This window comes from Pseudomonas sp. B21-048, from assembly GCF_024748615.1.
Classification (GTDB): domain Bacteria; phylum Pseudomonadota; class Gammaproteobacteria; order Pseudomonadales; family Pseudomonadaceae; genus Aquipseudomonas.
Map to the genome: position 1 here is coordinate 1512860 of NZ_CP087168.1, position 21294 is coordinate 1534153.

21 protein-coding genes and 1 pseudogene are annotated in these 21294 nt (G+C 58.7%); all 22 read left to right on the forward strand.

Features of this window, described 5'->3' with window-relative positions:
- Nucleotides 1-11: 11 nt before the first annotated feature.
- The 22 genes and pseudogenes from LOY56_RS06890 to fliL all read left to right on the forward strand — a co-directional run bounded on the left by LOY56_RS06890 (nt 12) and on the right by fliL (nt 21290).
- Nucleotides 12-1304 (forward strand): motility associated factor glycosyltransferase family protein, encoded by a 1293-nt coding sequence (locus tag LOY56_RS06890; protein ID WP_258620685.1) that lies wholly within the window; start codon nt 12-14, stop codon nt 1302-1304.
- Nucleotides 1301-1570, forward strand: a complete 270-nt coding sequence (locus LOY56_RS06895) for a hypothetical protein (protein ID WP_258620686.1) — start codon at nt 1301-1303, stop codon at nt 1568-1570. The genes LOY56_RS06890 and LOY56_RS06895 overlap by 4 nt, the downstream gene beginning before the upstream one ends.
- Before the next feature lie 254 nt (nt 1571-1824).
- Entirely contained in the window at nt 1825-2676 is an 852-nt protein-coding gene (locus LOY56_RS06900; RefSeq protein WP_258620687.1) for a flagellin domain-containing protein, read from the forward strand.
- A 71-nt stretch (nt 2677-2747) separates the two neighbouring features.
- The gene (locus LOY56_RS06905; protein ID WP_258620688.1) at nt 2748-3113 is read left to right on the forward strand and encodes a flagellar protein FlaG; all 366 of its coding nucleotides are present in this window, start codon (nt 2748-2750) and stop codon (nt 3111-3113) included.
- Nucleotides 3114-3195: 82 nt separating this feature from the next.
- Complete coding sequence (gene fliD, locus LOY56_RS06910; protein WP_258620689.1) at nt 3196-4641, forward strand: flagellar filament capping protein FliD; 1446 nt, start codon at nt 3196-3198, stop codon at nt 4639-4641.
- Between the two features lie 126 nt (nt 4642-4767).
- Nucleotides 4768-5163, forward strand: coding sequence for a flagellar export chaperone FliS (fliS, locus tag LOY56_RS06915; protein WP_008072603.1), 396 nt, complete (start codon nt 4768-4770; stop codon nt 5161-5163).
- Nucleotides 5164-5174: 11 nt separating this feature from the next.
- A complete protein-coding gene (locus tag LOY56_RS06920; protein ID WP_258620690.1) occupies nt 5175-5471 on the forward strand; it encodes a flagellar protein FliT in 297 nt (98 codons plus the stop codon).
- A 171-nt stretch (nt 5472-5642) separates the two neighbouring features.
- Complete coding sequence (locus tag LOY56_RS06925) at nt 5643-7118, forward strand: sigma-54 dependent transcriptional regulator (RefSeq protein ID WP_258620691.1); 1476 nt, start codon at nt 5643-5645, stop codon at nt 7116-7118.
- 128 nt (nt 7119-7246) lie between these two features.
- Nucleotides 7247-8452, forward strand: coding sequence for a PAS domain-containing sensor histidine kinase (locus LOY56_RS06930; protein ID WP_258622579.1), 1206 nt, complete (start codon nt 7247-7249; stop codon nt 8450-8452).
- A 5-nt stretch (nt 8453-8457) separates the two neighbouring features.
- Nucleotides 8458-9843: a sigma-54 dependent transcriptional regulator gene (locus LOY56_RS06935; protein ID WP_258620692.1), complete on the forward strand. Its 1386-nt coding sequence runs from the start codon at nt 8458-8460 to the stop codon at nt 9841-9843.
- 189 nt (nt 9844-10032) lie between these two features.
- A complete protein-coding gene (gene fliE, locus LOY56_RS06940; protein WP_008072611.1) occupies nt 10033-10362 on the forward strand; it encodes a flagellar hook-basal body complex protein FliE in 330 nt (109 codons plus the stop codon).
- Nucleotides 10363-10377: 15 nt separating this feature from the next.
- A complete protein-coding gene (fliF, locus tag LOY56_RS06945) occupies nt 10378-12165 on the forward strand; it encodes a flagellar basal-body MS-ring/collar protein FliF (protein ID WP_258620693.1) in 1788 nt (595 codons plus the stop codon).
- A complete protein-coding gene (fliG, locus tag LOY56_RS06950; protein ID WP_258620695.1) occupies nt 12158-13177 on the forward strand; it encodes a flagellar motor switch protein FliG in 1020 nt (339 codons plus the stop codon). The genes fliF and fliG overlap by 8 nt, the downstream gene beginning before the upstream one ends.
- A 7-nt stretch (nt 13178-13184) precedes the next feature.
- Nucleotides 13185-13985 (forward strand): flagellar assembly protein FliH, encoded by an 801-nt coding sequence (gene fliH, locus LOY56_RS06955; protein WP_258620697.1) that lies wholly within the window; start codon nt 13185-13187, stop codon nt 13983-13985.
- Nucleotides 13975-15333 carry a flagellar protein export ATPase FliI gene (gene fliI / locus LOY56_RS06960; RefSeq protein WP_258620698.1) on the forward strand — a complete coding sequence of 453 codons (1359 nt, stop codon included), beginning with the start codon at nt 13975-13977 and terminating at the stop codon, nt 15331-15333. The genes fliH and fliI overlap by 11 nt, the downstream gene beginning before the upstream one ends.
- 6 nt (nt 15334-15339) lie before the next feature.
- Complete coding sequence (fliJ, locus tag LOY56_RS06965; RefSeq protein WP_258620699.1) at nt 15340-15789, forward strand: flagellar export protein FliJ; 450 nt, start codon at nt 15340-15342, stop codon at nt 15787-15789.
- Nucleotides 15790-15906: 117 nt separating this feature from the next.
- Nucleotides 15907-16212 (forward strand): STAS domain-containing protein, encoded by a 306-nt coding sequence (locus LOY56_RS06970; protein WP_258620700.1) that lies wholly within the window; start codon nt 15907-15909, stop codon nt 16210-16212.
- A 5-nt stretch (nt 16213-16217) separates the two neighbouring features.
- Nucleotides 16218-17921, forward strand: a complete 1704-nt coding sequence (locus LOY56_RS06975) for a fused response regulator/phosphatase (RefSeq protein ID WP_258620701.1) — start codon at nt 16218-16220, stop codon at nt 17919-17921.
- Between the two features lie 31 nt (nt 17922-17952).
- Entirely contained in the window at nt 17953-18300 is a 348-nt protein-coding gene (locus tag LOY56_RS06980; protein ID WP_258620702.1) for an Hpt domain-containing protein, read from the forward strand.
- A gap of 105 nt (nt 18301-18405) precedes the next feature.
- Complete coding sequence (locus LOY56_RS06985; protein WP_258620703.1) at nt 18406-19773, forward strand: flagellar hook-length control protein FliK; 1368 nt, start codon at nt 18406-18408, stop codon at nt 19771-19773.
- Nucleotides 19774-19888: 115 nt separating this feature from the next.
- Nucleotides 19889-20419 (forward strand): annotated as a pseudogene (locus LOY56_RS06990) (transposase); the annotation flags it as partial.
- 370 nt (nt 20420-20789) lie between these two features.
- Nucleotides 20790-21290 (forward strand): flagellar basal body-associated protein FliL, encoded by a 501-nt coding sequence (gene fliL, locus LOY56_RS06995; protein WP_258620705.1) that lies wholly within the window; start codon nt 20790-20792, stop codon nt 21288-21290.
- The last annotated feature ends 4 nt before the right edge of the window (nt 21291-21294 follow it).

The window sequence follows — 21294 nt, forward strand, 5'->3', positions numbered from 1 at the left end:
AGCGAGGCTCCATGAGCGAGTTCTTTGAGCGCAACGCCGAGGTCATACAGCGCCGCTGGCCGTTGCTGTCTGCGCGCTTGCTGGTTGAAGACGCAAGTCTGTTGCAGGCTGATCTGGTCGAGGGACTGGGCTCGACCCTGAGCATTAACGGCATTCAACTGACCAGTCGCCACGACCGCACCCGCGAAGCTCAGCTTCAGGCCGAAAGCCTGCCGGTCGACAGTCCGGTGCTGCACGTTTACGGCACAGGGCTGGGTGATCTACAACTGGAACTGCTGCAGCGTTCGGAGCTGATTCAGCTGCATGTACATATCCTCAATGGCGCCGTGTTTGCGCTGGTCTTGCAATTGCTCGATCAGCAGCCGTGGCTCAGCGATTCGCGGGTTGAGCTGCACTACGCCGGTGATTTGGTTGAAATTTGTTTGCCGTTCTTTGCCTTGCCGTCCGAGCTGGTGTTGGCCGATGACTTCAATGCCAAGATCCGCGATCGGCTGATCAGCGAAACTCACCTGACCTTTAACAATCGTGAGTTCGACCCTCAGGCTCCCGACATCATCGAGCGCTTGCAGGCTAGCCAGGAGCTGGTGCAGACCGATCGCGATGTGATCGAGTTGTTCGGTTCGCGTAAAGGACAGGAGGTATTCGTCATTGCCACGGGCCCGAGCCTTGAGCAGCACTTCGAGACCTTGCGCGCAATTCGCAATCAGGCCGAGCGACCGTTGTTCATTTGTGTCGATACGGCCTACCGACCGCTGCTCGATCACGGGGTCCGCCCTGATGTGGTGGTCAGCATCGACCAGCGTATTTCGGTATGCCACCTGCCGTCCGAAGGCACCGCCGATATTACCCTGGCCTATATGCCCATGGTCGACCCTCAGGTGCTGGCGGCCTGGCAAGGGCCGCGCTATGCCAGTTACTCCGCCAGCCCGATCTATCAACAGTTGCGTCAGCAATGGCCCAAGGGCGAACTGTATGTCGGCGGCAGTGTGATTCATCCTGCAGTGGACCTGGCGGTGAAGATGGGCGCGGCGCAGATCACCCTGTTCGGTGCCGACTTCGCCTTTCCCAACAATAAGACCCACGCGGGCTGGAACGATGGCGACCTGGGGCCACAACTGTGCGCCGCCAAACACTGGGTGCTGGATGGTAACGGTCAACGCATCAAGACCCAGCTCAACTTCCGCAGTTACCTATGTGAGCTGGAGCGCTTTATCGCAGGGCATCCTCAGGTGCGCTTCTATAACAGCAGCCGGGCAGGGGCGATGATCGCCGGCACGGCTTTTCATCCGGAGCTGGCGTCATGAGTGGGCTTGATTCCTTTGTCGTCGACTCAGAGCAATGCGCGGCATTGTTCCGTTTGGGGCGTGATGTAGAAGCCGGGCTGGCGATGATCGAGCTGATCGGTGCCGTGCAACCGTCCTTTGATCTCACACCGCAGGTTGTTCAGCAGCAGTGGGTGCTGTTGCTCAGCCAGATACTCGGGTGTCAGGAGGCGCAGAATTGGTTGGCGCTGGCGGACTACCTGGAATATGAACTGGTCCGGTTGCTGCGCGATAGTCTGTCCATTTAAACAATTTATCTTCTGCCGATGCAGGCGAGTCCTCGCCAATCTGTCACCGGCATTTCCCTGACGTCATTTTTTTGCTTGTCTGAGCGCTGCCCCCCCCTTGATTTACGAGGGGTGGCAACGTGATGGCAAATATTTTTCAAAATCCCCTAAAGCAAGTTGCAATCCCGACGATAACTATTACGAAGGTTCTCTAGGCCATACCCGGCGGTTGCCAGGGCCGGAAGCCGCAGTACCCAACCAACGAGGAATTCGTCATGGCTTTAACAGTAAACACTAACGTTACATCGTTGAACGTTCAGAAAAACCTGAACCGCGCTTCCGACTCTCTGTCGACTTCGATGACTCGTCTGTCTTCCGGCCTGAAAATCAACAGCGCTAAAGACGACGCCGCCGGCCTGCAAATCGCTACCCGTATGACTTCGCAGATCCGCGGTCAGACCATGGCTATCAAAAACGCCAACGACGGTATCTCGATCGCTCAGACCGCTGAAGGCGCGATGCAAGAATCGACCAACATTCTGCAGCGTATGCGTGAACTGGCTGTTCAATCGCGAAACGACTCGAACGGCACTGCTGACCGTGCTGCTCTGAACAAAGAATTCGCTTCGATGTCGGACGAGCTGACTCGTATCGCCAAGTCGACCAACCTGAACGGCAAGAACCTGATCGACGGCACCGCTGGCACCATGACCTTCCAGGTTGGTTCCAACACCGGCGGTGCCAACCAGATCACCCTGACCCTGGACAGCGGCTTCGACGCAGCTACCCTGTCGGTTGACTCGGCTACCGTTCAGATCACTGGTAACAACTCGGCTACCGCCGAAGCTTCGATGAACAACGCGCTGACCAAAATCGACGCCGCTCTGGCCAAGATCAACTCCAGCCGTGCTGACCTCGGTGCTGCACAAAACCGTCTGACCAGCACCATCTCCAACCTGCAGAACATCAACGAAAACGCCAGTGCTGCACTGGGTCGCGTACAAGATACCGACTTCGCTTCTGAAACTGCTCAGCTGACCAAGCAACAAACCCTGCAACAAGCTTCCACCTCAATTCTGGCTCAGGCCAACCAACTGCCATCCGCTGTACTGAAATTGCTTCAGTAATAGCTGATGAGTTTTGGCGGGGGAGTGCGCTTGTTGCGCTCTCTCGCTTTTTACTTTGAGAGGTGATGGACATGGATATGAGCGTGAAGCTGAACTTGTCTTATCCTGCGGCCCAGCAGGCGACGACTGTTGCCGATAAGCCTGCGGAAAAGCCTCTAGCGGAAACTGCGCCAGTGGTTGCCGTCAAGGAAGAAAGTAAAAGCAGGCAGGCCGAGCAGGAAAAACTGAAGATGGCCGTTCAGGAAATCGAACAGTTTGTTCAGTCGGTCAAGCGCAACCTGGAGTTCTCGATTGATGAGCCTTCAGGCAAAGTTGTGGTCAAAGTGATTGCCAGTGACTCTGGTGAGGTGATTCGTCAAATCCCCAACGAAGAAGTCCTGAAATTGGCGAACAGTTTGAATGATGCAAGCAGCCTGTTGTTCAGCGCAAAAGTCTGACAGCTGGCACGAATTTTGTTGCTATGTTCTTTTGGGCGTTGTAGTGGTCAAAAGGCCGGCGACACACTGAAGGGAGTTTCACATGGCAAGTCCAATTCTACCGGGCACGGGTTTAGGCTCCGGCCTTGATACCGGTGCTATCGTCAAAGCCTTGGTGAACGCTGACAAAGCCGCCAAGCAAGGTCAGATTGACCGTGGGACTGCGACCAATACCGCGAGCATTTCCGGCATTGGTACCTTGAAGTCGTTGATGGCTGCCTTCAATAAGGCCATGAAGGATCTGGGTAGCACGACGACCCCGCAATTTCCGGGTTTTGCAGCCACTTCCTCCGATGTGAAGATCGTCGGCGTCACTGCCAACAACTCGGCGGTAAACGGCAACTACGTCGTGAAAGTGGATAATCTGGCCACGTCTTCGAAAGTCACCAGCGCTGCGTTCGCCGGCGGTACGACCAGCCCGATCACTGCGGATACGTTGATCATCACGCAGGGTACCAGCACCTACAACCTCGACATCAAGCCCGGGGCGACGCTGCAATCGGTTCGCGATTCGATCAATGCCGATACCTCGCTCAAGGGTGCCGGTATCAGTGCCAACATCGTCACCGACTCCTTCGGTTCGCGTCTGGTGCTTGGCTCGACCACGACCGGTGCGGGTTCTGACATTTCCGTTGGCTCCGTCAGCGGCAGTTCGGAACTGACTATCGACGGCAGCACTGTCGTTGGCGAAAGCGGCGGCCCGGCAATGACGCCCACCTCCGCTGGTTCGATCGGTGCTGTGGCCATTGATGCTAAATTCTCCATCGATGGCATGGCACTGACCAGCAAGAGCAACACGGTAGACAAGGCCGTTTCCGGGCTGACCTTGAACTTGGTGGCGACCGGTACTTCGACCGTCACTGTGGCCAGCAACAACGATGGTCTGAAAGCTTCGATCCAGAAGTTCGTCGATGCTTACAACGCTCTGGCCAATGGCATCACGGCATTGACCAAGCCTTCGCTCGACGATGACGGCAATCTGACCGTTGCGGCTGCGTTGACCGGCGACGCATTGCCGCGTTCGATTCTCTCGGCTATACGCGGTCCTCTGGCGGAAACGGGGGCGGGTGACAAACTGACTGTTCTGGCGCAGCTGGGTATTACCACCGATCAAAAAACCGGTGCTCTCAGCTTCGACAGCAGCAAATTCACCAGCGCCATGAACGACAAGAAGCTGGGCGGTGAAGTCCAGAAGATGTTTGTCGGTGATGCTGGCAGCAACAATGGTCTGTTGGCGCGCATGACGAAGGTCATTGCACCGTTCACCGATGCCGGCGGTGTTCTGGAACAGCGCACAACAAGTCTGAACAAGACAAAGACCAAGTTGACCAATGACCAGGGCGCCCTGGATCGCCGAATAGAGACCCTGACCGCGGTGCTGACCAAAAAGTACAACGACATGGATACGCTTGTCGGTAAGCTGAAAGCGACAGCCAGTAACATCACCTCGATGTTCGAGGCGATAACCGCACAGCAGAGGAACTCCTAACACTCGCAGTGCCAAAAGCCCGGCAGCGTTTCAACGCTCCGGGCTTTTTGTTTTTAAATCTAAAGTTTTTTGACGCGTCGTCGATACATTCGTTATACGGACCACAGATTTCTGATGAGGTACAACATGAATCCAATGTTAGCCCTTCGCCAATACCAGAAGATTGGCGCTCAGGCGCAAACTTCCGAAGCCAGCCCGCATCGTTTGGTGCAGATGCTGATGGAAGGCGGCCTGGATCGTATCGCCCAAGCTAAAGGTGCGATGGAGCGTAAGGACATTCCGAATAAAGGCGTTCTGATCGGCAAGGCCATCGGCATTATCGGTGGTCTGCGTGAAGGTCTGGATCTGGAAAACCAGGCTGATTCGGTGACTGAGTTGGATAACCTCTACACCTATATGATGAAGCGTCTGGCTGAAGCCAACATCAAGACCGATCCAAAAATTCTCGACGAAGTCGCCGATTTGCTTCGCACGGTGAAAGACGGTTGGGATGCGATTGCCGCGCCGGGTCCGCAGTTTTAAGGAGATCACTCATGAGTCTTGTCTTGCAGCGAATCGAACAAACCCGCGCGGCCCTCGTCGGGGCATTGGCCGAGCGCAATTGGGAAGCCATTGGCGAGTTGGACCTGGCTTGCCGTTCCTGCATGGAAGACGCCTTGAGTGAAGCTTCGGTGGACGAGCTCGCGTTGCGCGATAACCTTGAGGAGTTGCTGGGCGTGTATAAACAGCTTCTGGAGGCGGCGACGGGAGAGCGGCAAGCGATAGTTGACGAGATGTCGCAGATCCAACAAGCGCAGAGTGCGGCAAAGGTTTACCATCTGTTTGGTTAATTAATCCTCAGTTAATCCAAACATGTGCGCCATAAATTTGACTGTGCGCGGTTTTTTGACTTAACTAGTGGCTGGTTCCAGATTTCAAGCGTCTACAGGCACAACGTGTCTGCAAGCGTCTAGCTTGCCCCTCATTTTGGGCATTGAGTTGACTAGGGAAGTTGCTATTGCATGTGGCGTGAAACCAAAATTCTGCTGATTGATGACGATAGCGTCCGTCGCCGCGATTTGGCGGTGATTTTAAATTTTCTTGGCGAAGAAAATTTACCCTGTGGCAGCCATGACTGGCAGCAGGCGGTCGGCTCTTTGTCATCAAGTCGTGAAGTAATCTGTGTCCTCATCGGGACGGTAAATGCTCCTGGTGCACTTTTGGGCCTGTTAAAGACACTCTCAACCTGGGATGAGTTCCTTCCCGTTTTGTTAATGGGCGATAATTCTTCCATTGACTTGCCGGAAGACCAGCGTCGTCGAGTGCTTTCGACCCTCGAAATGCCACCCAGCTACAGCAAACTGCTCGATTCGTTGCACCGTGCCCAAGTCTATCGCGAGATGTATGACCAGGCCCGTGAACGCGGTCGTCACCGTGAGCCCAATCTTTTCCGCAGCCTCGTCGGCACCAGCCGGGCTATTCAGCACGTCCGGCAGATGATGCAGCAAGTCGCCGATACTGACGCCAGCGTGCTGATCCTCGGCGAATCCGGGACCGGCAAGGAAGTGGTCGCGCGTAATCTGCACTACCATTCCAAGCGCCGCGAAGCGCCGTTTGTACCGGTCAATTGCGGGGCGATCCCTGCCGAGCTGCTGGAAAGTGAGCTGTTCGGTCACGAGAAGGGCGCGTTCACCGGGGCGATCACCAGTCGCGCCGGGCGTTTTGAGCTGGCCAACGGCGGTACCTTGTTCCTCGACGAAATCGGCGACATGCCGCTGCCGATGCAAGTCAAGCTGCTGCGCGTCTTGCAGGAGCGCACCTTCGAACGCGTGGGCAGCAACAAGACCCAAAGCGTCGATGTGCGGATCATTGCCGCGACCCACAAGAATCTCGAAAGCATGATCGAGATCGGCACTTTCCGCGAAGACCTCTACTATCGCCTGAACGTGTTCCCGATCGAGATGGCGCCGCTGCGTGAGCGTGTCGAAGACATTCCGCTGCTGATGAACGAATTGATTTCGCGCATGGAGCACGAGAAGCGTGGTTCGATCCGTTTCAACTCGGCGGCGATCATGTCGCTGTGCCGTCACGGCTGGCCGGGTAACGTCCGCGAACTGGCCAACCTGGTGGAGCGCATGGCGATCATGCACCCGTACGGGGTGATCGGCGTGGTCGAGCTGCCGAAGAAATTCCGCTACGTCGACGACGAGGACGAGCAACTGGTTGACAGCTTGCGCAGCGATCTTGAGGAGCGGGTGGCCATTAACGGTCATACCCCGGACTTCACCGCCAACGCTATGCTGCCGCCGGAAGGCCTGGACTTGAAGGACTACCTCGGCAGTCTGGAACAAGGACTGATTCAGCAGGCGCTGGATGATGCCAATGGCATCGTGGCGCGGGCGGCCGAACGGCTGCGTATTCGTCGCACCACGCTGGTGGAGAAGATGCGCAAGTACGGCATGAGTCGTCGTGACGGTGATGAACAGGCGGATGATTGACGCCTGTTTTTCAACTCTTTCATTTATAGGCAGTTTTTTTTAGGCACGGGTATTGCTACATCCCTCGTAACGGTCCGTTTAACTGACGGTCAACCACGCGAGAGAGCACGATGCCCCACGCCGCCCAGATGTCTCCTGTCCCTGACACTTCGGGGCAATCATCGTCCGTAGAGCAGGCAAGCCGGCTTGGCCTCGAGCAGGCGTTTGCCCTGTTCAGCCAGATGTCGAGCCAGTTGACCGATTCCTACAGCATGCTCGAAGCCCGGGTCACCGAGCTCAAAGGCGAGCTGGCAGTGGTCAGTGCTCAGCGCATGCAGGAGCTGGCGGAAAAAGAACGCCTGGCCAACCGTCTGCAAAATCTCCTCGATCTGTTGCCCGGCGGCGTCATCGTCATCGATGCCCAAGGCATCGTACGCGAAGCCAATCCCGCCGCGACTGAACTGCTCGGCCTGCCCCTCGAAGGCGAGCTGTGGCGTCATGTGATTGCTCGATGCTTTGCGCCGCGCGAAGACGATGGTCACGAAATCTCTCTCAAGGACGGTCGGCGTTTGTCGATCGCCACGCGCTCGCTGGATGCTGAGCCCGGTCAGTTGGTGCTGCTCAATGACCTGACTGAAACCCGTCATCTGCAAGATCAACTGGCTCGTCATGAGCGCCTCTCGTCTCTCGGTCGTATGGTAGCGTCGTTGGCTCATCAGATTCGCACGCCGTTGTCCGCTGCGTTGCTCTATGCCAGTCATCTGACCGAGCAGGCGTTGCCGGTGGCCACGCAGCAGCGTTTTGCCGGCCGCCTGAAAGAGCGTTTGCATGAGCTGGAACACCAGGTTCGCGACATGCTGGTGTTCGCTCGTGGCGAGCTGCCGTTGACCGATCGCTTGACCCCCAGGATGCTGATGCAGTCGCTGCAAGCGGCAGCGCTTACCCAGGTTCAGGACTTGCCGATTCGCTGGCAGTGCGACAGTCATGCCGGTGAGTTGTTGTGCAATCGCGACACCTTGGTCGGGGCGATTCTGAATCTGATCGAGAATGCCATTCAGGCGAGTGCTGGCGGTGTCCGTTTGAAGGTTCACCTGTATACCCGCGGCAACAACTTGCGACTGTGCGTCAGCGACAGTGGCAGTGGCATCGACACGAAGGTACTGGCGCGTTTGGGTGAGCCGTTTTTTACCACCAAAACCACTGGCACCGGCCTGGGCCTGACCGTGGTCAAGGCAGTGGCCCGTGCTCATCAGGGGGAATTGCAGTTGCGCTCGCGGCCGGGTCGCGGCACTTGTGCGCAGGTGATCTTGCCGCTTTTTTCGGGTGAACAGCGCAGCGCTCAGGGAGCGAAGTGAACAACATGGCGATCAAGGTTTTACTGGTCGAGGATGATCGCGCACTACGGGAGGCATTGGCCGATACGCTGCTGCTTGCCGGGCACGATTACAGGGCGGTCGGTTCGGCGGAAGAGGCGCTGGAAGCTGTCGGCGCCGAGGCGTTCAATCTGGTGATCAGTGACGTCAACATGCCGGGCATGGATGGGCACCAACTGCTTGGGTTGCTGCGGACTCGCCAACCCCAGCTGCCGGTGTTACTGATGACCGCTCACGGTGCTGTCGAGCGAGCGGTCGACGCGATGCGTCAGGGCGCGGCGGATTATCTGGTCAAACCGTTCGAGCCCAAAGCCTTGCTCGATCTGGTGGCGCGTCATGCGTTGGGTAGTCTCGGCGAGAGCGAGAGCGAGGGACCCGTGGCGTTCGAACCGGCCAGTGCGCAATTGCTCGAATTGGCCGCGCGAGTGGCGCGCAGTGATTCCACGGTGTTGATCTCTGGTGAATCCGGGACCGGCAAGGAAGTGCTGGCGCGTTACATCCATCAGCACTCCCGTCGCGCCAGTCAGCCGTTCATTGCGATCAACTGCGCAGCGATCCCGGACAACATGCTCGAAGCCACCTTGTTCGGTCACGAAAAAGGTTCGTTCACCGGTGCCATTGCGGGGCAGGCCGGCAAGTTCGAACAGGCCGATGGCGGCACAATCCTGCTCGATGAAATCTCCGAAATGCCCCTCGGCCTTCAGGCCAAATTACTGCGCGTATTGCAGGAGCGTGAAGTCGAACGAGTGGGTGGGCGCAAGCCGATCGCACTGGACATTCGAGTGGTCGCCACCACTAACCGTGACCTGGCCTCTGAAGTGGCGGCGGGGCGTTTTCGTGAAGACCTTTACTATCGTCTCTCGGTGTTCCCGTTGGCCTGGCGTCCGCTGCGCGAGCGCACCGCCGACATCCTGCCGCTGGCCGAGCGGCTGCTGGCCAAACACGTCAATAAAATGAAGCATGCCGCGGCGAGGCTCTCGCCTGAGGCGCAGGCGTGCCTGATCGGCTATCCGTGGCCGGGCAACGTGCGTGAACTGGATAATGCGATCCAGCGTGCCTTGATTCTGCAGCAGGGCGGCTTGATCCAGCCGCAGGATTTCTGCCTGGCCGGGCCTGTGGCGTGTGCGCCGCTGCCGACATTGGCGCCGACACCCGTGCGCGCAGTGGAAGTCGAAGCCGAATCGGCGGGCGCCCTCGGCGAGGATCTGCGGCGCCGTGAATTCCAGATGATTATTGACACCTTGCGCTCCGAGCGCGGCCGTCGCAAAGAAGCTGCCGAGCGACTGGGCATCAGCCCGCGCACCTTGCGTTACAAGCTGGCGCAGATGCGCGACGCCGGAATGGACGTGGAAGCGTATTTGTTCGCTACGTGAAAGTTGACGCAAGCAACACAGATCCAAATGTGGGTGCGCTGATTCACTGTTAAGGCAAAGCCCGGAATGGGCTTTTGTTTAGCGCGGCCACCGAGCTGGCACCCTTGTTGCTAACACCTCACTACCCGCCGAGTGAGTGTCAAAAAATTGCGGGTCGTCAAAGACGTAGACTCGTCAAAGAGAGAAGCCATGAGCCAAGGTATTGAATTCAATCGGTTGATGCTGGATATGCGTTCCATGCAAATGGATGCCATGTCTGCGCCGAAATCGACTGCCGCCGTCCCTGAATTGGGTGGCAGCAGCTTTTCCGACATGCTCGGTCAGGCCGTCAATAAAGTGAACGACACCCAGCAGGCGTCCAATCAGTTGGCCAGCGCCTTCGAGATCGGTAAAAGCGGCGTCGACTTGACGGACGTGATGATTTCCTCACAGAAGGCCAGCGTGTCTTTTCAGGCGCTGACCCAAGTACGTAACAAGCTGGTTCAGGCTTACCAAGACATCATGCAGATGCCGGTTTAAGGACGAGATTGAGTCATGGCAGAAGCAGTCGCCGATAATGTGCCGGCCAAGGCCACTCCAATAGACGGCAAACCGCCGCTGTTCGGGTTGTCCTTTCTGGAAAACCTCTCCGAGATGACCATGTTGCGTCAGGTGGGCCTGTTGGTTGGCCTGGCCGCGAGCGTGGCGATTGGTTTTGCCGTGGTGTTGTGGTCGCAACAGCCGGACTACCGGCCTCTGTACGGCAGCCTTGCCGGTATGGATGCCAAGCAGGTCATGGAAACCCTGGCCGCCGCCGACATCCCCTATAACGTTGAACCGAACTCCGGTGCCTTGCTGGTCAAGGCCGATGACCTGTCTCGTGCGCGGCTCAAGCTCGCGGCCGCTGGTGTCACTCCCAGCGATGGCAATATCGGTTTTGAAATTCTCGACAAGGAGCAGGGGCTGGGCACCAGTCAGTTCATGGAAGCGACCCGCTATCGTCGCGGCCTCGAAGGCGAACTGGCCCGGACCATTTCCAGCCTGAACAACGTCAAGGGTGCCCGCGTGCACCTGGCGATTCCGAAAAGCTCGGTGTTCGTGCGTGACGAGCGCAAACCCAGCGCTTCGGTGCTGGTTGAACTCTATTCCGGTCGCTCGCTGGAGCCAGGCCAGGTCGTCGCCATCATCAATCTGGTGGCGACCAGCGTTCCCGAACTGAGCAAGTCGCAGATCACGGTGGTCGACCAGAAGGGCAATCTGCTGTCGGATCAGGCGGAAAATTCCGAACTGACCATGGCCGGCAAGCAGTTCGATTACAGCCGTCGCATGGAAAGCATGCTGACTCAGCGTGTGCACAACATCCTGCAACCGGTGTTGGGCAATGACCGCTATAAAGCCGAAGTCTCGGCTGATGTGGATTTCAGTGCCGTCGAGTCGACTTCCGAGCAGTTCAACCCGGACCAGCCGGCATTGCGCAGTGAGCAGTCGGTCAACGAGCAACGTACCGCCAGCAATGGCCCGCAAGGTGTGCCGGGTGCTCTGAGCAACCAGCCGCCATCGCCAGCCTCGGCGCCGCAAACCACCGGCGGCGCCACCGCGTCGGCCGGCATGGTGCAGCCAGGCCAGCCATTGCTCGACGCCAACGGTCAGCAAATCATGGACCCGGCCACCGGCCAGCCGATGCTGGCGCCGTACCCGGCCGACAAGCGTCAACAATCCACCAAGAACTTCGAACTCGACCGTTCCATCAGCCATACCAAACAACAACAGGGCCGTTTGAATCGCCTGTCGGTGTCGGTGGTGGTGGATGATCAGGTCAAGGTCAACGCGGCCAACGGTGAAACCACTCGTGCGCCGTGGAGCGCCGACGAATTGGCGCGCTTCACCCGTCTGGTACAGGACGCGGTCGGTTTCGATGCCAGCCGTGGTGACAGCGTCAGCGTGATCAACATGCCGTTCTCCGCCGAGCGCGGGGAAGTGATCGCCGATATTCCGTTCTACTCCCAACCTTGGTTCTGGGACATCGTCAAGCAAGTGCTGGGTGTGTTGTTCATCCTGGTGCTGGTATTCGGCGTGCTGCGGCCGGTACTCAACAACATCACCGGTGGCGGCAAAGGCAAGCAGCTCGCTGGCTTTGGCGGCGACATGGAGCTTGGTGGCATCGGTGGCCTGGACGGCGAGCTGGCCAACGACCGCGTCAGCCTCGGTGGCCCGACCAGCATCCTGCTGCCGAGCCCGAGCGAAGGCTATGACGCACAGTTGAACGCAATCAAGAGTCTGGTGGCAGAAGATCCGGGTCGCGTGGCCCAGGTCGTGAAAGAGTGGATTAACGCAGATGAGTGATAACCGAGCCGCTGTCGCCAAACTGTCCCGGGTTGATAAAGCCGCGATCCTGCTGCTGTCCCTGGGTCCTACCGACGCCGCGCAAGTGCTGCGCCACATGGGGCCTAAAGAGGTCCAGCGTGTGGGTGTGGCCATGGCCCAGATGGGTAACGTACACCGCGAGCAGGTCGAGCAGGTCATGAGCGAGTTCGTCGACATCGTCGGCGACCAGACCAGCCTGGGCGTCGGCTCCGATGACTATGTGCGCAACATGCTCACCCAGGCGCTGGGCGAAGACAAGGCCAACGGCCTGATCGACCGGATCCTGCTGGGCGGCAACACCAGTGGCCTCGACAGCCTGAAGTGGATGGAACCGCGCGCGGTTGCCGATGTGATCCGTTACGAGCACCCGCAGATCCAGGCAATCGTGGTGGCGTACCTCGACCCGGATCAGGCCGGTGAAGTGCTGGGTAATTTCGATCACAAGGTCCGGTTGGACATCATCCTGCGCGTGTCTTCGCTGAACACCGTGCAGCCAGCGGCCCTGAAAGAACTCAACCAGATTCTCGAGAAGCAGTTCTCCGGCAACTCGAATGCCTCGCGCACCACCCTGGGTGGCATCAAGCGCGCGGCCGACATCATGAACTTCCTCGACAGCTCGATCGAAGGTCAGTTGATGGACTCGATCCGCGAAGTCGACGAAGACCTGTCCGGTCAGATCGAAGACCTCATGTTCGTGTTCAACAACCTGTCCGATGTCGACGACCGCGGCATTCAGGCGCTGTTGCGCGAAGTGTCCTCGGACGTCCTGGTGCTCGCCCTCAAGGGCTCGGACGAAGGCGTCAAGGAAAAGATCTTCAAGAACATGTCCAAACGGGCGGCCGAACTGTTGCGCGACGACCTCGAGGCCAAAGGCCCGGTGCGCGTCAGCGACGTGGAAACCGCGCAGAAAGAAATCCTCACCATTGCCCGCCGTATGGCCGAAGCCGGAGAAATCGTTCTCGGCGGGAAGGGCGGCGAAGAGATGATCTAAGGTCACTATGTCGTCCAAACATGATGAGTCCAATACCGACCTGATCCGTGGCAAGGACGTCAGTGGTTTTGACGTCTGGTCACTGCCCAGTTTCGACCCGTTTGTGCCGGAGCCCGAGCCGGAACCGGAGCCCGAACCGCCGGAAATGGAAGAAGTGCCGCTGGAGGAAGTCCAGCCACTGACCCTCGAAGAGCTCGAAAGCATTCGCCAGGAGGCCTACAACGAAGGCTTCGCCGTTGGCGAGAAAGAAGGTTTTCACAGCGCCACGCTCAAGGTCCGTCAGGAAGCCGAAGTGGCCCTGACGGCCAAGATTGCTGGCCTGGAACAACTGATGGCCAACCTGTTCGAGCCGATTGCCGAGCAGGACACCCAGATTGAAAAGTCGCTGGTCGACCTTGTGCAGCACATCACCAAACAAGTGATTCAGCGCGAACTGGCGATCGACTCGGCGCAGATCGAACTCGTCATGCGTGAAGCCCTCAAGCTTTTGCCGCTGGGCGCGGACAATGTGCGGCTATACATCAATCCGCAGGATTTCGAACAGGTCAAAGCCCTGCGCGAGCGCCATGAAGAAACCTGGCGCATTGTCGAGGACGCGTCTTTGTTGCCAGGCGGTTGTCGGGTCGAAACCGAGCACAGTCGGATTGACGCCACCATCGAAACCCGTGTGACCCAAGTCATGGCCAAGCTGTTCGATCAATTGCACGATCAAGCGCTGCACCCAGCCGCGCCGGACCTGAGCCTGGAACTGCCGGTCGACGAAAAGTCTGCTGTCCTCCCGGACCAGGACGAACCCGATGCGCCTTGATCGCACCAGCTTCGCCAAGCGCCTCGGTAGCTACGCCGAGGCCACAGAGCTGGCTGGCGCGCCGATCCTCGAAGGTCGCCTCCTGCGTATGGTCGGCCTGACACTCGAAGCCGAAGGCTTGCGCGCGGCCATGGGCAGCCGTTGCATGGTCATCAACGATGACAGCTATCATCCGATGCAAGTCGAGGCCGAGGTCATGGGCTTCTCTGGCAGTAAGGTTTTTCTGATGCCGGTCGGCAGCGTCGCCGGCATCGCCCCCGGCGCCCGGGTGGTTCCCTTGGCCGATACCGGTCGTCTGCCCATGGGTATGAGCATGCTCGGGCGGGTCCTCGATGGCGCCGGTCGTGCGCTGGATGGCAAGGGCGGGATGAAGGCTGAAGACTGGGTGCCGATGGACGGTCCGACCATCAACCCGCTCAAGCGTGACCCGATCAGCCAGCCGCTGGACGTCGGTATTCGCTGCATCAACGGTTTGTTGACGGTCGGTCGCGGTCAGCGGCTCGGGTTGTTTGCCGGTACTGGCGTGGGCAAGAGTGTGCTGCTGGGCATGATGACCCGCTTCACCGAGGCCGACATCATCGTCGTCGGGCTGATCGGTGAGCGGGGTCGTGAAGTTAAAGAATTCATCGAGCACATCCTCGGTGAAGAAGGGCTCAAGCGTTCGGTGGTGGTGGCGTCGCCAGCGGATGATGCGCCGCTGATGCGTCTGCGCGCGGCTATGTACTGCACACGGATCGCCGAGTATTTTCGCGACAAGGGCAAGAATGTCCTGTTGCTCATGGATTCCCTGACCCGGTTCGCCCAGGCCCAGCGGGAAATCGCCTTGGCCATCGGCGAACCGCCAGCGACCAAGGGCTATCCGCCGTCGGTATTCGCCAAGCTGCCGAAACTGGTGGAACGGGCCGGTAACGCCGAAAAGGGTGGCGGTTCGATCACTGCGTTTTACACCGTATTGTCCGAAGGCGATGACCAGCAAGACCCGATCGCCGACTCGGCGCGGGGCGTGCTCGACGGGCACATCGTGCTGTCCCGGCGCTTGGCCGAGGAAGGGCATTACCCGGCCATCGATATCGAAGCGTCCATCAGCCGGGTCATGCCGTCGGTGGTCGGCGTCAAGCACATGAACCACGCGCAGATGTTCAAGCAATACTGGTCGCGCTATCAGCAGAGTCGCGACCTGATCAGCGTCGGCGCCTATGTGCCCGGCGGAGACCGGGAAACCGACACCGCGATCAATCTGCAACCGGCTATGACGATGTACCTGCGCCAGGGCTTGAACGACAACATCAGCATGGGCGCCAGCGAAGGCCATCTTGCGTCGGTATTCGCGCCAGCGCCAGGCGGTTAATCGGCCATGGCCCTGAGTCGCGCAGCGCGCCTGGCACCGGTGGTGGAAATGGCTGAAAAGGCCGAGAAAACCGCCGTCCAGCGCCTGGGGCACTTCCAGGGTCAGGTGCGCCTGGCGGAAAGCAAACTGGCCGACCTCGAAGCCTTTCATCTCGATTATCAAGAGCAATGGATCGTGCGCGGCAGCGGCGGCGTGTCGGGTCAATGGCTGCTGGGGTATCAAGGTTTCCTGGCGCAACTGGGCACGGCCATCGATCAGCAGCGACAAAGTCTGGCCTGGCATCAGAACAACCTGAACAAGGCTCGGGAGACTTGGCAGCAGGCGTTTGCCCGGGTCGAAGGCTTGCGCAAGCTGGTTCAGCGCTACAGGGATGAGGCGCGGCAACTGGAAGACAAGCGCGAGCAGAAGTTGCTGGATGAACTGTCCCAACGGTTGCCGCGTCATGATCCGTATTGAATCAGGTAGCCCGCGAAGGCGATTTTACTAACCGTACAATTGTTCAGCCTTGCTCCAGCCCCCATCAGGTGCTAAACCTTCTACACGTACGTTCGTCAATGACAAGGAAGCCGTGAAATGTCAGTCGTTACAGAAGTATCTCAGGATGGGAAAAAGCTGACGATTTCGATCGAGGGGCGATTCGATTTCGGTCGGCATCAGGAGTTTCGCGAGTCCTACGAGCGACTCAACAGTAAGCCCGAGTCCATTGTGGTGGACCTGAAGAAAGCCACTTATCTCGATAGCTCTGCGTTGGGCATGTTGCTCTTGCTGCGTGATCACGCCGGTGGCGACAATTCCGATATTCGCGTCGTCAACAGCAGCACCGATGTGAAGAAAATCCTCGCCATCTCCAACTTCGACAAACTGTTCGACATCAGTTGATCGCCATGCAGCCGCTCGAGCCGCTGACGATTCTGATCGCTGAAGACAGCGCGGCCGATCGCCTGCTGCTGTCGACTATCGTCCGTCGTCAGGGTCATGAGGTGCTAACGGCTGCCAACGGCGCCGAGGCGGTCGAAGCGTTCCGCTCGCAGCGACCGCATCTGGTGCTGATGGACGCCATGATGCCGGTGATGGACGGCTTCGAGGCTGCACAACAAATCAAGGCGCTGGCCGGCGAAACCCTGGTGCCGATCATCTTTTTGACGTCGCTGACCGAAAGCGAAGCCTTGGCTCGTTGTCTGGAGGCCGGGGGCGACGATTTTCTGGCAAAGCCTTACAACCAGGTGATCCTCGCCGCCAAGATCAAGGCGATGGACCGCTTGCGACGCTTGCAAGCCACGGTGCTGGAGCAGCGCGACCTGATCGCCAGGCACCACGATTACCTGCTCAATGAACAACGGGTGGCCAAAGCCGTGTTCGACAAGGTCGCCCATTCCGGTTGCCTGAATGCCCCCAATATCCGTTACCTGCAATCGCCCTATGCGCTGTTCAATGGCGATCTGTTGCTGGCCGCGTTCACCCCGGCCGGCGACATGCACGTGCTGCTTGGCGATTTCACTGGCCACGGTTTGCCGGCCGCTGTTGGCGCCATGCCCCTGGCCGAAGTCTTCTACGGCATGACGGCCAAGGGCTACGGCTTGTCCGAAACCCTGCGCGAGATGAACGCCAAGCTCAAACGTATCCTGCCGGTGGACATGTTCTGCTGTGCGACCTTGCTGTGCCTGAGCTTTCAGCGAGGATCGGTGGAGGTCTGGAACGGTGGGATGCCGGACGGCTATTTACACAGTACCGCCAGCGGCGAACGTATCACTCTGGCGGCGCGGCACTTGCCGTTGGGCGTGCTGAGCCCGCCAACCTTCGATGACCGTACCGAGGTGTTCCCGATGGCTATCGGGGATCGGGTCTTTCTGTTGTCCGACGGAGTGATCGATACCTGCGATGCCAATGAACAATTGTTTGGGGTGGAGCGATTGGAGCAGGTGTTTGCAGCCAATCGTCAGCCTGATGCGCTGTTCGAGGAGATTGAACAGGCCCTGCGGGATTTTCGCGGCGAGGCTCGCGATGACGTGAGCATGGTTGAGGTCAGTCTGCTGAAGGCTGCGCAACTGAGTGCGCCAGCGCCGGTGTATTCCGACAGCGGCCAGTCCAGCCCGCTGGACTGGTCGGTGAGTTTCGAGTTCCGCGCCGCCACCCTCAAGCGCTTCAATCCGCTGCCGTACTTGTTGCAGTTGCTGCTTGAAGTGCATGGTCTGCGGGCTCAGAGTGGCGCGCTCTACAGTGTGCTGGCTGAGCTTTATTCCAACGCCCTGGAGCATGGCGTGCTGGGTCTGGATTCGAGCCTGAAACGCGATGCATCGGGTTTTGCGCGCTATTATCAGCAGCGCAATGCACGTCTGGACGATTTGCGGGACGGCTATGTTCGGGTGCATTTGCAGGTGATGCCAAAAGATGAGGGTGGTTGTTTGACGATCCAGGTCGAAGACAGTGGCAAGGGCTTCGATGTGGCGCGGGTGATGGAGCGTCCCGTCGATGGTGTCCGCCTGTCGGGACGTGGCGTCAGTTTGATCCGTCAGTTGAGCCATCATGCGCGCTGGACCGATAATGGGCGCAGTGCTCACGTAGAGTTCTTCTGGGAGGCTCTGGCCTGATCCCGGGCATTCTTGATCAAGGAGTGAACAAGTGGCTGACACACATCTGGACCGTGACGTGCTGAGCGCGTTGCAGGAAGTTATGGAGGACGGGTATCCAGAATTGCTTGATACCTTTCTCGCCGATTCCGAAGCGCGTTTGAGTCTGCTGCAGAAGGCTGACAACGCCGATCAGTTGGGCGCCGCTGCGCACAGCTTCAAAGGCAGTTGCAGCAACATGGGCGCTACCCGGCTGGCCGAGCTGTGTAATGAGTTGGAGCAGCGCGCAAAGCAAAAAAGCCTCGAAGGCATTGAAGCGCTGGTCGGAGAAATTGATGGCGAGTTCGCAATTGTCCGACCGCTCTACGAAGCGGAACGCCAGCGTTCCCTTGCTGAATAAATCAACCGTCCGGCGCTTTTAGCGGCCAGCGAGCAAAGCTGGCTCGACCCTTGCAGACAACTTGCTCAACTGTACCTACGATCCCAGTGCAGCGGAGACCGTTCTATGCCCGTTACCCCCAACATTCTTCTTCAGGCCGCCACACAGGCCAAGGCTCAAGCTGCGTCCGCCAATGCGCCGGCGCTGACGGCTGAGGCTGGGGACAAGGCGTCCAGCTTCGCTCGGGTCTACGCCAATCAGTCCCAGAACAAGCCCTCGGCCGTGGCGGACGGATCGGCTAAAGCTGCTCGCGACAAAGCGCCGGACAGCGCCGACATAAAGGACGTGAGCAACGACAAGTCTGCCGCCCCGGAACCGCCGGTTGCCGATAGCGGCAAATCCTTGCCCGCCGATAAACCGGCGCAGGCTGATGACAAGACGGCCAGCGATGACGCGCCGGATGCGGCCGAGACGGCGACGCAGGTAGTCGATACCGCGCCTGTCGATCCAGCCCTCGATCCGGCGTTGATGCAAGTGGTGCTGCCGGTGCTGTCAGCCCCCGTGCCGGAAACTCCACCCGTTGTCGCCACTGTGCAGTCAGCCGTCGAAGCACCCGTCGCAGCCGCTGTTACCGCGACAGCGACGCAGCCCGTTGCGACCGTCGATCCTGATTTCGATCCCGAAGCCGATCCTCTCGATGCGCTGCCGGCCGTGCGCTTGGCCATGGAGCAGGGCGGGCATGTTTCGGCCGCCAGCCAGGCTCAGCCAAAAGCGGCGCCGACCCAGGCTCACGTCGACGGCGAGCTGACCCCGGCACAGAACTTTGCCGTGGGCATGGCGAGCATGTTCGATGTGCAAGCCGACCAGGACAGCACCAGTCAGGACGGCGAAAAGGCTTTCAGTGGCCTGATCGATGACGGCCTCAAGGATCTCAAATCTGCTAGCAGCGATACCCGTGTCGATGACTTCGCCAATCGTCTGGCAGCTTTGACCCAGGCGGCAACGCCGAAAACTGCCAACGCATTGCCGGTGAATCAGCCAATCGCCATGCATCAGAGCGGTTGGACCGAGGAAGTGGTCAACCGGGTCATGTACCTGTCCAGTGCCAACCTCAAGGCGGCCGACATTCAATTGCAACCGGCCGAGCTGGGACGCCTCGATATTCGGGTGAACATGGTTCCCGATCAGCAGACCCAGGTGACCTTCATGAGTGCTCACCCCAGCGTTCGAGAAGCGCTCGATGGGCAAATGCATCGCCTGCGTGATCTGTTCGCGCAGCAAGGCATGGGGCAGGTCGACGTCAACGTTTCTGATCAATCCCGGGGCTGGCAGGGGCAGGGGCAGGAACAGGCTCAACAGGGGCAGGGTGGGCGTAGCAACGCCAGTGGCGGTCGCCTCGACGCTGCCGATGAAGAACTCCCTGCGACTGTCGCTGAAGTAGCCGCCAACACCACCAGTGTGATTGGCTCCAGCGCCGTCGATTATTACGCCTGATAAATCAGGGCGCCGCTCAAAAGATCGCAGGCTTCCAGACTGTGTGAAAACCTAGCCATTTGCGCAGCGATTCAAGAAAATGCCCCATCATTGAAAGATACGGGGCATTTTTGCTGTGGCGTATATCCAAGGTGAACCACGAAACCAGACCAGTCTATTCCCGGTTTCTCTGGAAGATTTAATACCTGAAGATCATCTCGTTCGCGTGATTGACGCCTATGTCGCAGGACTGGATCTTGTTCAATTGGGCTTCGGCAGGGCAACTCCCAAAGGCACAGGACGTCCCTCTTACGATCCTGCCGACCAGCTCAAACTGTATCTCTACGGCTATTTCCAGCGGATTCGCTCCTCGCGCCGACTTGAAGCCGAGTGCCAACGCAACGTCGAAGTCATGTGGCTGATCAATCGACTCAAGCTCGACTTTAAAACCATTGCCGACTTTCGTCGGGACAACAAAACCGCGTTCATTGCCACGTGCCGGGCCTTTGTCCAATTCTGCCGCGCGGTCGGTTTGATTGCGGGCGACCTGGTTGCCATCGATGGCAGTAAATTTCGGACGGTGGCGTCTGCACGACGGCATCTGAATCTCAAACAGCTCAAGCTCCAGGAGGAAAAGCTGGACAAGCGCATTGCCCAGTGGAAGGCGCGAGAGCGGAAATGGCGCTGGCGATAAACGCCTACAACCTCAAAAGAGTGATTAATGTGCTGGGAGCACGTCAACTGATGGCGTTAATGGGCTGAATAGCCTTTTTTCGTCTGCTTCCCGCAAAGAGCAAACGCCCCGAACAAGCCGTGGCGTTTGCTTGGGCCGCGATTACTGCGTTTTCACACAGTCTGCTTCGGCGGCTCCTACAGGGTGTACACCATCCAACTGTAGGAGCGGCCGAAGGCTGCGATCTTTTGATTTCAGGTGCCTGCTCGCCGCCATCCATTTTTCCCTCGGACACTTCTGGCATAACACTTGCTCTTGCCTTGCCGTGCGACTGTGAAAACCCGAATAGTGACGGATTATTGGCATGGCGAAGAGCGAAGCAGTAGTAAAAGACCCCGCAACCAAAGGCAAAATCAAGCTGATCATTGTGATTGTCGTGGCCCTGCTGCTGGCGATCGGCGTGTCCGTGGGCGCGACCTGGTACTTCATGCACGGCACCCAGAGCAAGCCTGCCGCTGCCACTGAAGCCGTTGTAGTCGGCAAGCAGCCGGCGATCTTCGAAGCCATGGCGCCGGCCTTCGTGGCCAACTACAACCAGAGCGGCCGTCAGCGCTACATGCAGGTGAGCATCACCCTGCAGGGCCGCAATCAGGCCGATCTGGAAGCGCTCAAAGTCCACATGCCGGTGATCCGCAATAACCTGGTGATGCTGTTTTCCGCTCAGGATTTCGCCACGCTGGCGACGCCGGTCGGCCAGGAGATGTTGCGTCAGAAAGCCACGGCCAGCGTCCAGGAAGTGGCGCAGAAAGAGCTCGGCAAAGTGGTGATCGAACAGTTGCTTTTCACTAATTTCGTACTGCAGTAGGAAC

Coding starts and splice junctions, on each gene's coding strand:
- fliD (WP_258620689.1), top strand. CDS start 3,196: ATGGCAAGTCCAATTCTACCGGGCACGGGTTTAGGCTCCGGCCTTGAT.
- LOY56_RS06890 (WP_258620685.1), top strand. CDS start 12: ATGAGCGAGTTCTTTGAGCGCAACGCCGAGGTCATACAGCGCCGCTGG.
- LOY56_RS06970 (WP_258620700.1), top strand. CDS start 15,907: ATGTCAGTCGTTACAGAAGTATCTCAGGATGGGAAAAAGCTGACGATT.
- LOY56_RS06905 (WP_258620688.1), top strand. CDS start 2,748: ATGGATATGAGCGTGAAGCTGAACTTGTCTTATCCTGCGGCCCAGCAG.
- LOY56_RS06985 (WP_258620703.1), top strand. CDS start 18,406: ATGCCCGTTACCCCCAACATTCTTCTTCAGGCCGCCACACAGGCCAAG.
- fliJ (WP_258620699.1), top strand. CDS start 15,340: ATGGCCCTGAGTCGCGCAGCGCGCCTGGCACCGGTGGTGGAAATGGCT.
- fliF (WP_258620693.1), top strand. CDS start 10,378: ATGGCAGAAGCAGTCGCCGATAATGTGCCGGCCAAGGCCACTCCAATA.
- fliL (WP_258620705.1), top strand. CDS start 20,790: ATGGCGAAGAGCGAAGCAGTAGTAAAAGACCCCGCAACCAAAGGCAAA.
- LOY56_RS06900 (WP_258620687.1), top strand. CDS start 1,825: ATGGCTTTAACAGTAAACACTAACGTTACATCGTTGAACGTTCAGAAA.
- LOY56_RS06935 (WP_258620692.1), top strand. CDS start 8,458: ATGGCGATCAAGGTTTTACTGGTCGAGGATGATCGCGCACTACGGGAG.
- fliG (WP_258620695.1), top strand. CDS start 12,158: ATGAGTGATAACCGAGCCGCTGTCGCCAAACTGTCCCGGGTTGATAAA.
- fliE (WP_008072611.1), top strand. CDS start 10,033: ATGAGCCAAGGTATTGAATTCAATCGGTTGATGCTGGATATGCGTTCC.
- LOY56_RS06925 (WP_258620691.1), top strand. CDS start 5,643: ATGTGGCGTGAAACCAAAATTCTGCTGATTGATGACGATAGCGTCCGT.
- fliI (WP_258620698.1), top strand. CDS start 13,975: ATGCGCCTTGATCGCACCAGCTTCGCCAAGCGCCTCGGTAGCTACGCC.
- LOY56_RS06920 (WP_258620690.1), top strand. CDS start 5,175: ATGAGTCTTGTCTTGCAGCGAATCGAACAAACCCGCGCGGCCCTCGTC.
- fliS (WP_008072603.1), top strand. CDS start 4,768: ATGAATCCAATGTTAGCCCTTCGCCAATACCAGAAGATTGGCGCTCAG.
- LOY56_RS06895 (WP_258620686.1), top strand. CDS start 1,301: ATGAGTGGGCTTGATTCCTTTGTCGTCGACTCAGAGCAATGCGCGGCA.
- LOY56_RS06930 (WP_258622579.1), top strand. CDS start 7,247: ATGTCTCCTGTCCCTGACACTTCGGGGCAATCATCGTCCGTAGAGCAG.
- LOY56_RS06975 (WP_258620701.1), top strand. CDS start 16,218: ATGCAGCCGCTCGAGCCGCTGACGATTCTGATCGCTGAAGACAGCGCG.
- fliH (WP_258620697.1), top strand. CDS start 13,185: ATGTCGTCCAAACATGATGAGTCCAATACCGACCTGATCCGTGGCAAG.